This is a genomic window from Klebsiella sp. G-Nf4 (assembly GCF_002810615.1).
GTDB classification, from domain to species: domain Bacteria; phylum Pseudomonadota; class Gammaproteobacteria; order Enterobacterales; family Enterobacteriaceae; genus Klebsiella; species Klebsiella variicola.
In genome coordinates this window covers 1,215,158-1,227,609 of sequence record NZ_PION01000001.1, presented here as the reverse complement: position 1 = coordinate 1,227,609, position 12,452 = coordinate 1,215,158, and the positions used below count along the sequence as shown (strand labels likewise).

Sequence of the window (12,452 nt, the reverse complement as noted above, 5' to 3'; positions counted from 1 at the left end):
AGAAAACTCTGGCGGCGCAGTTCAACCGTCCGGGACACGACATCGTCGACCACTACACCTACGCCTTCATGGGCGACGGCTGCATGATGGAAGGCATTTCTCATGAAGTGTGCTCCCTGGCCGGTACCCTGAAACTGGGCAAACTGGTGGCCTTCTATGATGACAACGGCATCTCCATCGACGGCCACGTTGAAGGCTGGTTCACCGACGATACCGCGAAACGCTTTGAAGCCTACGGCTGGCACGTGGTGCGCGGCGTTGACGGTCACGACGCTGACGCCATCAAACGCGCGGTTGAAGAAGCGCGTGCGGTCACCGACAAACCGTCCCTGCTGATGTGCAAAACCATCATTGGTTTTGGTTCGCCGAACAAAGCCGGTACCCATGACTCCCACGGCGCACCGCTGGGCGACGCAGAAATCGCGCTGACCCGCGAAGCGCTGGGCTGGAAACACGCGCCGTTTGACATCCCGTCTGACATCTATGCGCAGTGGGATGCAAAAGAAGCTGGCCAGGCAAAAGAAGCCGCATGGAATGAGAAGTTTGCTGCCTACGCGAAAGCCTTCCCGCAGGAAGCAGCCGAATTCACCCGTCGTATGAAAGGTGAGATGCCGTCTGACTTCGACGCCAAAGCTAACGAGTTCATCGCGAAGCTGCAGGCGAACCCGGCGAAAATCGCCAGCCGTAAAGCATCGCAGAACGCGATTGAAGCGTTTGGCCCGCTGCTGCCGGAATTCCTCGGCGGCTCCGCTGACCTGGCGCCGTCCAACCTGACCCTGTGGTCTGGTTCTAAGCCGATCAACGAAGACACTGCCGGTAACTACATTCACTACGGCGTGCGTGAATTCGGTATGACCGCTATCGCCAACGGTATCGCGCTGCACGGCGGTTTCCTGCCGTACACCTCCACCTTCCTGATGTTCGTGGAATACGCGCGTAATGCGGTACGTATGGCCGCGCTGATGAAACAGCGTCAGGTGATGGTCTACACCCACGACTCCATCGGTCTGGGCGAAGACGGCCCGACTCACCAGCCGGTAGAGCAGGTGGCTTCCCTGCGCGTGACCCCGAACATGTCCACCTGGCGTCCGTGTGACCAGGTTGAATCCGCGATTGCGTGGAAATATGGCGTAGAGCGTCACGACGGCCCGACCGCGCTGATTCTGTCCCGTCAGAACCTGGCGCAGCAGGAGCGTACCGCAGAGCAGCTGGCAAACGTCGCTCGCGGCGGTTACGTGCTGAAAGATTGTGCCGGCCAGCCGGAGCTGATCTTCATCGCCACCGGTTCAGAAGTAGAGCTGGCGGTTGCCGCGTGGGACAAACTGACTGCCGAAGGCGTGAAGGCGCGCGTGGTCTCCATGCCGTCCACCGACGCGTTCGACAAGCAGGATGCCGCTTATCGCGAATCCGTACTGCCGAAAGCCGTTTCTGCCCGCGTTGCGGTAGAAGCCGGTATCGCTGACTACTGGTTCAAATACGTTGGCCTGAACGGCGCGATCGTTGGCATGACCACCTTCGGTGAGTCTGCGCCGGCTGAGCAGCTGTTCGAAGAGTTCGGTTTCACCGTCGACAACGTGGTTGCTAAAGCCAAAGCGCTGCTGTAAATCCCCGCCGCTATCGCCCGGCCCGCTGCCGGGCGATACCCGCCCAGAGCAATGACCTGCCTGTTATGATTTCGTCTTTTTCCTCCTGAATCATTTCTCACTCTATTTTGTGCGTGACCGCTGATTTCTGTACGTTTTTTTGTGCAGACCGGCAAATGTAGACCAGATTCAATAGGCGCCCGCACGATCGCGCCGCGACCCTGTTCCCTGCCGGAAGTCTGTAAAGGAGACCCCGTAATGCCGTCACCGATGATTTATCAGGATCTCACCACCGCCGCGCTGCTCGGCCATGCGGCGCAATATCACAGCGAGACCGAGATTGTCTCGGTGAGTACTGGCGGTGAGAAGGAGCGCAGCAGCTGGGGGGCGGTGGCCTGCCGTGCTCGGCGGCTGGCATCGGCGCTGGCGTCGCTGGGGCTGCCGCCAGGCGCCCGCTGCGCTACCCTGGCATGGAATAATCGCCGCCACCTGGAGATCTATTTTGCCGTCGCCTCCGGCGGCTGGGTGACGCACACTGTCAACCCGCGGCTGTCGGTTGACCATCTGCGGTATATCCTCAACGACGCTGCCGACGAAGTGCTGTTTTTTGACCAGACCTTTCTGCCACTGGTGGCGCAGCTGCTGCCGCAGCTGCCGACGGTGAAACACATCGTGCTGATGGAACCCCGCAGCGAAGCGGCGCTCAGCCAGCTGCCCTCATTGCTGTTTTTTGACGATCTGTTGCAGCAGGGGACAGTAGACTATCGCTGGCCGACACTCAATGAACTGACCCCAGCTTCGCTCTGCTACACGTCGGGGACCACCGGCCGGCCGAAGGGGGTGTTGAATACCCATCGTTCGCTGGTCCTGCATGCCCTGAGCGGCAACCAGCCGGACGCCGCCGGCATATCGGCGAAGGACAGCCTGTTGCCGGTGGTGCCGATGTTCCATGTCAACGCGTGGGGGACGCCGTTTATCGCTGCCATGGTCGGCGCGCGGCTGGTACTGCCGGGGCCGCAGCTCGATGGCGACAGCCTGCTGCAGCTGCTGGCCGCCGAGAAGGTAACGGTGGGGTTTGGCGTGCCGGTGATCTGGGCCGGCTTGCTGGCGGCGATGCGCCGGACAGACGTCCGATTGCCTGAATTTAAACGTGCGCTGGTCGGCGGCTCCGCGCTGCCGCCGTCGATGGCCGAGGCCTTTCAGCGTGATTACGGCATTGCGCTGACCCACGCCTGGGGAATGACCGAAACATCGCCCATCGGCACCATCAACACGCCGTTGAGCAAACATGATGCGCTCCCGGTGCAGGAGCAGCAAAAGCAGCGTGCCGGTCAGGGGCGGCCCATTTTCGGCATCGAACTGCAGGTAGCAGACGTGGATGGCGAACCGTTGCCCCGGGATGGTCAAAGTCAGGGGTATCTGCAGGTCAGAGGGCACTGGGTGGTGGAGCAGTACTATGGTCAGGACGCGAGCGCCCTGACCGCGGCAGGCTGGTTTGATACTGGCGATATCGGTACGCTCGACGCCAATGGTTATCTGGTGATCTGCGATCGGGCAAAGGATATTATCAAGTCCGGTGGCGAGTGGATCTCCACCGTTGAGCTGGAGAATATCGCCATCGCGCATCCGGCGGTGCGCAGCGCGGCGGCCATCGCCGCCCGTCATCCGCGCTGGGACGAGCGGCCGGTGCTGCTGTGCGTTCGCGCGGAAGGGGGCGAAGTGGAAGAGACCGATCTGCTGACCTGGTTTGAGACGCGGGTGCCAAAGTGGCAGATCCCGGACCGGGTGATATTTGTCGACGCGCTACCGGTCAGCGCCACGGGTAAGGTGCTCAAAAATCAGCTGCGCCAGGCCTATGGAGAGATTTTAATGAGTGAGGGAAAATGAGCCATGCGCGACCCGGTCTGACGACCTGCTCTCAGTATGATGCTGCCCTGCACGCCTTGTCGGCGGCGCGCCAGCGTTGGGCGGAAACCTCGGTGAACCGTCGTCTGGCGCTGTTGCGTCAGATCAAGGATGCCCTGGCCGGCGTTGCCCCGGCGTGGGTGGCCGCGGCGGCGGCGGCCAAAGGGCTGCCGGCGGGCGATCCGCTGGCGGGGGAGGAGTGGCTGGCGGGCCCCTGCGCGCTAATGGTCGGCTGCAACGGGCTTATCGCCACCCTGGAGCAACTGGAAGAGAAGACCTTTCTGCGGCGGATCCCGCTGCGGACGCTGGCGGATGGCCGCCTGGCGCTGCGGGTGGTGCCCGGCACGCTCTGGGATCGGCTGCTGCTCTCCGGCATTCGCGCTGAGATATGGATGCAGCCAGGCGTCACCCGGGCCCATCTCGACCGCTATGCGGCGCGGGCATACGACATCCCGCCGGCCGCGCGGCAGGGCAAGCTGGCGCTGGTGCTTGGCGCCGGCAATGTGGCCTCGATTGCGCCACTGGATGTGCTACACAAGTTGTTTATTGAAAATCAGGTCTGCCTGCTGAAGCTCAACCCGGTGAATGATTATCTGCACGATCTGCTGGCCCAGGCCCTGGCGCCGCTGATTGCCATGGATGCGCTCCGCATCGTCACCGGCGACGCCCAGGCGGGAGCGTGGCTGACCACCCATCCCGCCGTCGACGAGATCCATATCACCGGCTCACGCGAGACCCATGACGCCATCGTCTGGGGCGACGGTGAAGCGGCTCGCCAGCGTCGGGCCGCCGGGACGCCGCTGAACCCGCGTCGGGTGACCTCGGAGCTGGGCGGCGTCAGCCCTACCATTATCGTACCGGGGCCGTGGAGCGAGGCGGATATCGCGTTTCAGGCGCAGCAGCTGGCGACGCAGAAGATGAACAACGGCGGGTTTAACTGCGTGGCCAGCCAGGTGCTGATCCTGCAGCAGGGCTGGGAGCCAGCGACGGGCTTGCTGAATCAGCTGTACCGACTGATCGCCACGAATACCCGCCCGGACTACTACCCCGGCGCTGAAAAACGGCTGACCGACTTTCGCCTGCGCGCCCGTCAGCCGCTGGAGATAGCGCGTGGCGACGCGCTGCCGTTGATTGTGGCGAACACCGAGGATGACCCGGCGTTCTGTCAGCAGGAGGTCTTTGGCCCGGGGCTGTCGGTCACTCGTCTTGAGGCCGACAGTGCGGAAAGCTTTCTGCGCCAGGCGATCGGCTATGCGAATCAGCGGCTGCAGGGCACGCTGGGGGCCAATATTGTGATCCACCCGCGCACCCGCAAAGCGATTGGACGTAAGCGTTTTAACGCGTTAATCGCTGAGCTGCGCTACGGCACGGTGGCGATCAACTGCTGGAGCGGGGTGGCCTTCCTGTTAGCCCCCTGCCCGTGGGGCGCGTTTCCCGGCCACACGCTCGACGATATTCAGAGCGGGCGGGGCAAGGTGCATAACAGCTTTATGCTGGAGAAAACCGAGCGCACGGTGATTGAGGCGCCGTTTCGGCCGTTTCCGCGCAGTCTATGGCATGGCGAACTGACGCTGATGCCCCTGCCGCCCTGGTTTATTACCCACCGGGGGCAGGAAGCGGTGGCGCAGAAGCTGGTGGATTTTTATCATCGGCCGCGCTGGCGCAAGCTGCCGGCGATCCTCTGGCGCGCGCTGAGGGGATAAGGTGAGAGCAAAAAAAAGGCGGAACCGCGGTTCCGCCCTGCGGGATTAGCGGCCCGCTTTCAGCTTCTGGTAATACTCTTCATAAATGGCGCTGGCGCTGCCGACGTCATTCTGCCATTCGCCTTTCTCAATGGTCGCAGCGTCCGGATAGAGCGATTTATCGTTGGCCACTGCCGGGCTGAGCATTTTGCGCGCCGCCAGGTTTGGCGTGGGGTAGCCGATGGTTTCCGCGACCTGTTTGGCGACATCCGGGCGCAGCAGGAAGTTAATCAGCTTCAGCGCGCCGTCGACGTTTTTGGCATTCGCCGGGATCGACAGGCTGTCCATCCAGAAGATGCCGCCTTCTTTCGGCCAGATCACTTCCAGCGGGGTACCGGCCTGGCGGGCGACGTAAGCCGAGCCGTTCCATACCATCCCGAGGTTCACTTCGCCTTCCATATACGGGTTCGCCGGGTTATCGGAGTTAAACGCCGCGACGTTAGGCATTAACTTTTTCAGCTCGTTATAGGCGGCTTCAATCTCTTTCGGGTCGGTGGTGTTGCCGGAATAACCCAGCTTACGCAGCGCCATCTGGAACACTTCGCGCGCGTCGTCGGTCAGCAGCAGGCTGCTTTTGTATTCCGGTTTCCACAGGTCGGCCCAGCTGGTGATGGTTTTCGGGTCAATCGCATCGCTGTTGACGCCGATAGCCGTCGCCCCCCAGATATAGGGAATGGAGTAGTCGTTATTCGGATCGAACGGTTTGTTCAGCATCTGCGGATCGAGGTTGCTGAAGTTAGTCAGCTTGCTCTTGTCGATCTTCTGCAGCATGCCTTCTTTGCGCATCTTGTCGACGAAGTAGGTCGACGGGACGACCAGGTCGTACGCGCCGTCTTTATAGGTCTTGAGCTTGGCGTACATGGTTTCGTTCGACTCATAGGTCGAATAGATAACCTTGATGCCGGTCTCTTTGGTGAACTGCTCCAGCAGGCCCGGCGGTACGTATTCGGTCCAGTTATAGAAATAGAGCGTTTTGCTATCGTCCGCGTGCGCGGCGCTCATGCCGATTGCCAGAGCGCCGGCTGCGAGCAGGTGGCGTGACCATTTTTTCATTTTAACGTCCCCTGAGTTTTATCACGTGCAATTAACTGACTGGCGATGACCATCACCAGCGACAGAACCAACAGAATCGTGGCCAGGGCGTTCACCTCAGGCGAAACGCCAACCTTGACCATCGAATAGATCTTCAGCGGCAGGATTTCATACCCTGGACCGGTCACGAACGAAGAGACCACCACGTCATCCATCGACAGGGTGAAGCTCAGCAGCCATCCGGCAGCCACCGCTGGCATCGCCAGTGGCAGGATGATTTTGCGCAGGATGGTCATCTCACTGGCACCGAGATCTTTCGCTGCCTCCAGCATCCGCACATCAAAGCCTTTCAGCCGGGAGAACACGGTGACCACCACAAACGGCAGGCAGAAGGTGATATGCGAAAACAGCAGCGACCAGAAACCAAGCTGAATACCAATCAGCATAAACAGCACCAGCAGGGAGATGGCCATGACAATATCGGGCGACATCATCACCACAAACAGCATGCCGCTGACAAACGGTTTGCCACGAAAGCGGTAGCGGTACAGCGCCACGGCGGTCAGCGAGCCGATAAGGGTGGCGAAGGTTGCCGACAGCACCGCCATGGTCAGGGAGTGCTGGGCGGCCTGCAGCAGGCTGTCGTTGTTCATCAGCAGGCTATACCAGTCGGTGGTGAACCCCTGCCAGTTGATACCGAAGCGCGACCGGTTAAACGAGTTAACGATCAGAATAATAATAGGGATGTAGAGATACGCGTAGATGGCGGTCATAAAGCCGCCGCGCAGCAGTCGACCAATCATTCCAGCTCCACCTTTTTATTCAGCAGGCGCGCCGCGCGCCAGTAAATCAACAGCATCAGGCCCATCACCAGGGTTAAGGTAATGCTGGTAGCCGCGCCGAACGGCCAGTCGCGAATATTCAGGAACTGACTCTTGATCACGTTGCCGATCAGCAGGTTCTTGGCGCCGCCCATCAGGTCGGAAACGTAGAACAGCCCCATCGCCGGCAGCATCACCAGCAGACAGCCGGCGATGATCCCCGGCATAGTCAGCGGGATGATGATGCGGATAAAGGTCTGCAGCTTACTGGCGCCGAGATCTTTCGCCGCTTCCAGCAGCGGGCGATCCAGTTTCTCAATGCTGGAGTAGAGCGGCATCACCATAAACGGCAGCAGGATATACACCAGACCGATAATCACCGCCGAGGGGGTGAACATAATGCGTATCGGCGTGTCGATCACCCCTAACCACAGCAGGAACTCGTTCAGATAGCCTTTGGTACTGAGGAAAATCTTCAGCCCGTAAATACGGATCAACGAATTGGTCCAGAAGGGGACGATCAGCAGAAACAGCAGCAGGGGGCGCACCTTCTGCGGCAGCCGGGCAAGGAACCACGCAAACGGGTAGCCCAGCGCCAGGCAGGCGAGGGTCGCCAGCAGCGCCATGTTCAGCGAATGCAGCAGCACGTCGTAGTAGAGCGGATCCAGCAGCCGCGAGTAGTTGTCCAGCGTGAAGACCAGCTTGACGAAGTTGGCGTCGTCGCGGGTCAGAAAGCTGGTGGCGATGATCATCAGGTTGGGCAGGAAGACAAACAGCACCAGCCAACCGACGATGGTGGCGATCACCACATTCTGGAATTTACTGGAGTTCTTCATCGGCCAGCACCACCTCCCAGCTCTCCACCCAATTGATAGACATTTTCTGATCAAGAGAGTGGTCGAAATCCGGGTCGTCTTCGTTAAAGAACTCGCTGACCATCACCATTTTGCCGTTTTCCAGCTCCACCACCGACTCAAGGGTCATCCCCTTATAGTTACGCTCGCGCACATAGCCGATCAGGCCGTCGGCGTCGCTGTTGTGGTGGATCTCATCGACGCGCAGATCTTCCGGGCGCAGCAGGACGTGCAGACGCTGGCCGGCCTCCACGGCAAAATTGACGGTGATGTTGCACTCCCGTCCTTCGACACTGGCGCGCACGCGCTGCGCGTCGAGGCGCTCGATCACGGTGGCGTCGAAGATATTGATCTCGCCGATAAAGCTGGCGACGAACAGGTTTTTCGGCTCTTCGTAGATCTCTCGCGGGGTACCGTCCTGTTCGATTTTTCCATCGCGCATGACCACGATGCGATCGGACATGGTCAGGGCCTCTTCCTGATCGTGGGTCACGAAGACGAAGGTGATCCCGAGCTTACGCTGCAGCGCTTTCAGTTCGTTCTGCATCTGCTTGCGCAACTTGTAATCCAGCGCCGAAAGGGATTCATCGAGCAGCAGCAGACGCGGTTTGTTAACCACCGCGCGGGCGATGGCCACGCGCTGCTGCTGGCCTCCGGAGAGCTGGTGCGGTTTGCGCTGGGCAAAGTCTTCCAGCTGCACCATCTTTAAGGCATCCAGAACCCGCGGGGTGATTTCCGCCGCCGGGGTTTTCTGCATCCGCAGGCCAAAGGCGACGTTCTCGAATACCGTCATATGCGGAAACAGGGCGTAGCTTTGAAAGACAGTATTGACGTGGCGGTTTTCCGCCGGGACATGGGTGATATCGTGATCTTCGAGATGGATCCGTCCGCTGTCGACGTTTTCCAGACCGGCGATAAGGCGCAGAACGGTGGTTTTACCGCAGCCAGAGGGGCCAAGCAGGGTGAGAAACTCACCATTGTTGATGGTCAGGTTAAGGTTATCGATGACCGTTTTACCATCAAAGCTCTTGCGAATTCCCGCCAGTTGCACCAGCGGCGAACGCGAACGCGGTTGTATATTCAATTTTTGACTCTGTCCCATGTAGACGCAACGGAAACTTCCGACCGCTGCGGGGTTTGTGATTAACCACCTTTGGGGTTGCACGTTTTTAATAAGGGCCAGCATTCTACGGCAAACGAGGGTAATCGCCAATCCTTGATACGCCTGCATAGTCTACCTTTACACCATAACGTCGGTTCCGTTATTAAATTTCGCTTTACGGGCTAAGAATGACCTGACGCAATATTTGTCTTTTCTGGCTTATGAATAATGTTGTCACAAAAGAAGAGGGTGGCTACATGGATAAATTGCTTGAGCGTTTTTTGCAGTACGTTTCTTTGGACACGCAGTCGAAGCCTGGCGTTCGTCAGATCCCCAGCACGGAAGGGCAGTGGAAGCTGTTACGCCTGTTGCAGGCGCAGCTGGAAGAAATGGGACTGGTCAAGGTAACGCTGAGTGAAAAAGGGACGGTAATGGGAACCCTGCCCGCCAACGTGGAGGGCGATATCCCGGCCATCGGCTTTATCTCTCACGTCGATACTTCCCCGGATTTCAGCGGTAAAAACGTTAATCCGCAGATTGTCGAAAACTATCGCGGCGGCGATATCGCGCTGGGCATCGGCGATGAGGTGCTCTCCCCGGTGATGTTCCCGGTTCTGCATCAGCTTTTGGGACAGACGCTGATCACCACCGACGGGAAAACGCTGCTGGGGGCGGACGACAAGGCCGGCATCGCCGAGATCATGACCGCGCTGGCGACCCTGCAGGCGAAAAACATCCCCCACGGCGATATCCGCGTGGCCTTCACCCCCGATGAAGAGGTCGGAAAAGGGGCGAAGCATTTCGATGTCGAGGCCTTTGACGCCCGCTGGGCCTATACCGTCGACGGCGGTGGCGTGGGGGAACTGGAGTTTGAAAACTTCAACGCTGCCTCGGTGACCATCAAGATTGTCGGCAATAACGTGCATCCCGGCACCGCAAAAGGGGTGATGGTCAACGCGCTGTCGCTGGCCGCGCGCATTCATGCCGAAGTGCCAGCCGACGAGGCGCCAGAGACCACCGAAGGTTATGAAGGCTTTTATCACCTCACCAGCATCAAAGGCAGCGTGGATCGGGCCGAGATGCACTACATCATCCGCGATTTTGACCGCAAGCACTTTGAGGCGCGTAAACGCAAGATGATGGAGATCGCCAAAAAGGTCGGCAAGGGGCTGCACCCGGACTGCTATATCGAGCTGGTAATCGAGGACAGTTATTACAACATGCATGAGCAGGTGATCGCCCATCCACATGTGGTCGATATTGCCCGCCAGGCGATGGTGGACTGCGATATTGAACCGCAAATGAAGCCGATCCGCGGTGGCACCGACGGCGCGCAGCTCTCGTTTATGGGCCTGCCGTGCCCGAACCTGTTTACCGGCGGCTACAACTATCATGGCAAACATGAGTTTGTCACCCTGGAAGGGATGGAGAAGGCGGTGCAGGTGATCGTGCGTATCGCCGAGCTGACGGCGGCACGAAAAGGGAAATAGCCTTCGCAACCAGCCCGGTCATTCTGCGTGTCGCACAAGATGCCGGATGGCGGCTTCGCCTTATCCGGCCTACGTAACCCGTGCTGTTTGTAGGCCCGGCAAGCGCAGCGCCGCCGGGCAAAAGCTTTTAGGCTGGCAATGAGGAGGGAACCTCACATGTCTGATTATCGTCGCAGTTATCTCCCCGGCGGCTGCTGGTTCTTCACCGTTAACCTGCAAAATCGCCACAGCGATCTCCTGACGCGGCATATTGATCATCTGCGTGCCGCTACAGCGTTTGTTAAAAGCAAAAAACCTTTTCTGATTAATAGCTGGGTGGTTTTACCAGAGCATATGCACTGCATCTGGACCCTGCCTGAGGGGGATACCGATTATTCTGGTCGCTGGCGGGATATTAAAAAAACGTTTACCCGGGCGCTGGCACAGCGCTCTATCTGGCAGCCGCGCTTCTGGGAACATGCCATCCGTAATGAAGAAGATTACCGGCGGCATATGGATTACGTTTATATCAATCCCGTTAAGCACGGTCATGTCCGTCGGGTAGAGGATTGGCCGTATTCGACCTTTCATCGCGACGTGCGCCGGGGAGGGTATCCGCCGGATTGGGCGGGTGAGGTAAGCGAATTTGATGCAGGCGAGAGGCGATAATGCTCGGGTAAGACATCGCCGCCATCGAAACCACAAAGTGCCGGATGGCGGCTTCGCCTTATCCGGCCTACGGTCCAACCGGTGACCGCAGAACCCGTAGGCCCGGCAAGCGCAGCGCCGCCGGGCAGGATGATGGCTCAGTCGCCAAAGAACCAGTAGCCGCTGTTGACCAGCGCTGCCAGCATGGCGAGGAAAGAAGGATCTTCCAGCGCATCGCCAAAATGGTCGGCGCGCAGCGTCAGATGGGTGGCTAAGGCGTCCAGCGCCGGGCGGTGCGGGGAGTTGATCTTCTCACCATTGACGAACACCTCGCCGTCAATGCGCAGCACCCGCAGGCCGCCCAGCCGTTCCAGCGTGTCGCCCTGCTGCAGGGCATCGTAAATTTCATCTGGCTGATACGGCGGCTCCGGCGGCGCGACGTCGAGCTCATGACGCGACTGGGTGATAAACTCGCCGAACCACTGTTTAAAGTGCTCTGGTTGGTTAATCAGCCCCAACATCATCTCGCGCAGGCGGTCGAGTTCGACGGGTAAAATATCCGCCGGATGGTCGCGCGACGGCACGTCCGGATCGGCGTAGCGCTGGCTGCCCAGTTCGCGCTGGAGAACGTAGTCGGCAAAGCCGCTGAACAGCTCGCGGGCATTCGGCGCGCGATAGCCGACCGAATAGTTGAGCGAGTTTTCCAGCGAATACCCCTCATGCGGGAATCCTGGCGGAATATAAAGAATATCGCCCGGCTCCATCTCTTCATCGATGATCGCCTCGAAGGGGTCAACCTGCAGCAGGTCCGGATGCGGGCAGTGCTGTTTCATCGGCACCTTTTCCCCGACGCGCCAGCGCCGACGGCCGGTGCCCTGAATGATAAACACATCATACTGATCCAGATGCGGACCGACGCCGCCCCCGGGTACCGAGAAGGAGATCATCAGATCGTCGATACGCCAGTCCGGCAGAGCGCGGAACGGATGCATCAGCGCCGCTGAGGGTTCATGCCAGTGGTTAACCGCCTGCACCAGCAGGGACCAGTTGTTTTCACTCAGGTGATCGTAGCTTTCGAAGGGACCGTGACTGACCTGCCATTTTCCATCCTGATGGCTGACAAGGCGGCTATCGACCTCGCTCTCCATGGCCAGTCCAGCCAGTTCGTCCGGGCTTAGGGGGTCGATAAAATTGGCGAAGCCGCGCTTCAGTACCACCGGCCGTTTTTGCCAGTAGCGTTCGATAAAGTCGGGCCAGTTAAGCGTTAATTGATAATCCATATTGATATTCCACTGC

10 protein-coding genes are annotated in these 12,452 nt (G+C 59.4%); 5 read left to right on the top strand and 5 right to left on the bottom strand.

Features of this window, described 5'->3' with window-relative positions; all coding sequences use genetic code 11:
- The 3 genes from tkt to CWM57_RS06060 all read left to right on the top strand — a co-directional run.
- On the top strand, positions 1 to 1,604 hold a 1,604-nt coding region (tkt, locus tag CWM57_RS06070; protein ID WP_100675761.1), incomplete at its 5' end, for a transketolase.
- A 237-nt stretch (positions 1,605 to 1,841) separates the two neighbouring features.
- The gene (locus CWM57_RS06065; protein WP_100675760.1) at positions 1,842 to 3,470 is read left to right on the top strand and encodes a long-chain fatty acid--CoA ligase; all 1,629 of its coding nucleotides are present in this window, start codon (positions 1,842 to 1,844) and stop codon (positions 3,468 to 3,470) included.
- Positions 3,467 to 5,191 carry an aldehyde dehydrogenase family protein gene (locus CWM57_RS06060; protein ID WP_100675759.1) on the top strand — a complete coding sequence of 575 codons (1,725 nt, stop codon included), beginning with the start codon at positions 3,467 to 3,469 and terminating at the stop codon, positions 5,189 to 5,191. The genes CWM57_RS06065 and CWM57_RS06060 overlap by 4 nt, the downstream gene beginning before the upstream one ends.
- 45 nt (positions 5,192 to 5,236) lie before the next feature.
- On the opposite strand, the gene potD is transcribed toward CWM57_RS06060, so the two are convergent.
- Genes potD through potA form a run of 4 tightly spaced genes read right to left on the bottom strand, consistent with a single transcriptional unit; the run spans position 5,237 to position 9,039 of the window.
- Positions 5,237 to 6,283, bottom strand: coding sequence for a spermidine/putrescine ABC transporter substrate-binding protein PotD (gene potD / locus CWM57_RS06055; RefSeq protein WP_008806018.1), 1,047 nt, complete (start codon positions 6,281 to 6,283; stop codon positions 5,237 to 5,239).
- The gene (gene potC / locus CWM57_RS06050; RefSeq protein WP_074386314.1) at positions 6,280 to 7,065 is read right to left on the bottom strand and encodes a spermidine/putrescine ABC transporter permease PotC; all 786 of its coding nucleotides are present in this window, start codon (positions 7,063 to 7,065) and stop codon (positions 6,280 to 6,282) included. Before potC ends, potD begins: the two co-directional genes overlap by 4 nt.
- Positions 7,062 to 7,919, bottom strand: coding sequence for a spermidine/putrescine ABC transporter permease PotB (gene potB, locus CWM57_RS06045; RefSeq protein ID WP_008806020.1), 858 nt, complete (start codon positions 7,917 to 7,919; stop codon positions 7,062 to 7,064). The genes potC and potB overlap by 4 nt, the downstream gene beginning before the upstream one ends.
- On the bottom strand, positions 7,903 to 9,039 hold the full coding sequence (gene potA, locus CWM57_RS06040) for a spermidine/putrescine ABC transporter ATP-binding protein PotA (protein ID WP_074386312.1): 1,137 nt from the start codon (positions 9,037 to 9,039) through the stop codon (positions 7,903 to 7,905). Before potA ends, potB begins: the two co-directional genes overlap by 17 nt.
- 257 nt (positions 9,040 to 9,296) lie before the next feature.
- Between potA and pepT the strand changes: the two genes are divergently transcribed.
- Together pepT and CWM57_RS06025 are read left to right on the top strand one after the other, a co-directional pair.
- The gene (pepT, locus tag CWM57_RS06035; RefSeq protein ID WP_100675758.1) at positions 9,297 to 10,529 is read left to right on the top strand and encodes a peptidase T; all 1,233 of its coding nucleotides are present in this window, start codon (positions 9,297 to 9,299) and stop codon (positions 10,527 to 10,529) included.
- A gap of 156 nt (positions 10,530 to 10,685) precedes the next feature.
- Complete coding sequence (locus tag CWM57_RS06025) at positions 10,686 to 11,177, top strand: REP-associated tyrosine transposase (protein WP_088717287.1); 492 nt, start codon at positions 10,686 to 10,688, stop codon at positions 11,175 to 11,177.
- A 137-nt stretch (positions 11,178 to 11,314) separates the two neighbouring features.
- Here the strand turns inward: CWM57_RS06025 and CWM57_RS06020 are convergent, their stop codons facing one another.
- Complete coding sequence (locus CWM57_RS06020) at positions 11,315 to 12,436, bottom strand: cupin domain-containing protein (RefSeq protein WP_012542214.1); 1,122 nt, start codon at positions 12,434 to 12,436, stop codon at positions 11,315 to 11,317.
- Between the last annotated feature and the right edge of the window lie 16 nt (positions 12,437 to 12,452).

Excerpts from the sequence above, each read along its gene's own strand:
- CWM57_RS06065 (WP_100675760.1), top strand. The coding sequence starts at position 1,842 with ATGCCGTCACCGATGATTTATCAGGATCTCACCACCGCCGCGCTGCTC.
- CWM57_RS06060 (WP_100675759.1), top strand. The coding sequence starts at position 3,467 with ATGAGCCATGCGCGACCCGGTCTGACGACCTGCTCTCAGTATGATGCT.
- potD (WP_008806018.1), bottom strand. The coding sequence starts at position 6,283 with ATGAAAAAATGGTCACGCCACCTGCTCGCAGCCGGCGCTCTGGCAATC.
- potC (WP_074386314.1), bottom strand. The coding sequence starts at position 7,065 with ATGATTGGTCGACTGCTGCGCGGCGGCTTTATGACCGCCATCTACGCG.
- potB (WP_008806020.1), bottom strand. The coding sequence starts at position 7,919 with ATGAAGAACTCCAGTAAATTCCAGAATGTGGTGATCGCCACCATCGTC.
- potA (WP_074386312.1), bottom strand. The coding sequence starts at position 9,039 with ATGGGACAGAGTCAAAAATTGAATATACAACCGCGTTCGCGTTCGCCG.
- pepT (WP_100675758.1), top strand. The coding sequence starts at position 9,297 with ATGGATAAATTGCTTGAGCGTTTTTTGCAGTACGTTTCTTTGGACACG.
- CWM57_RS06025 (WP_088717287.1), top strand. The coding sequence starts at position 10,686 with ATGTCTGATTATCGTCGCAGTTATCTCCCCGGCGGCTGCTGGTTCTTC.
- CWM57_RS06020 (WP_012542214.1), bottom strand. The coding sequence starts at position 12,436 with ATGGATTATCAATTAACGCTTAACTGGCCCGACTTTATCGAACGCTAC.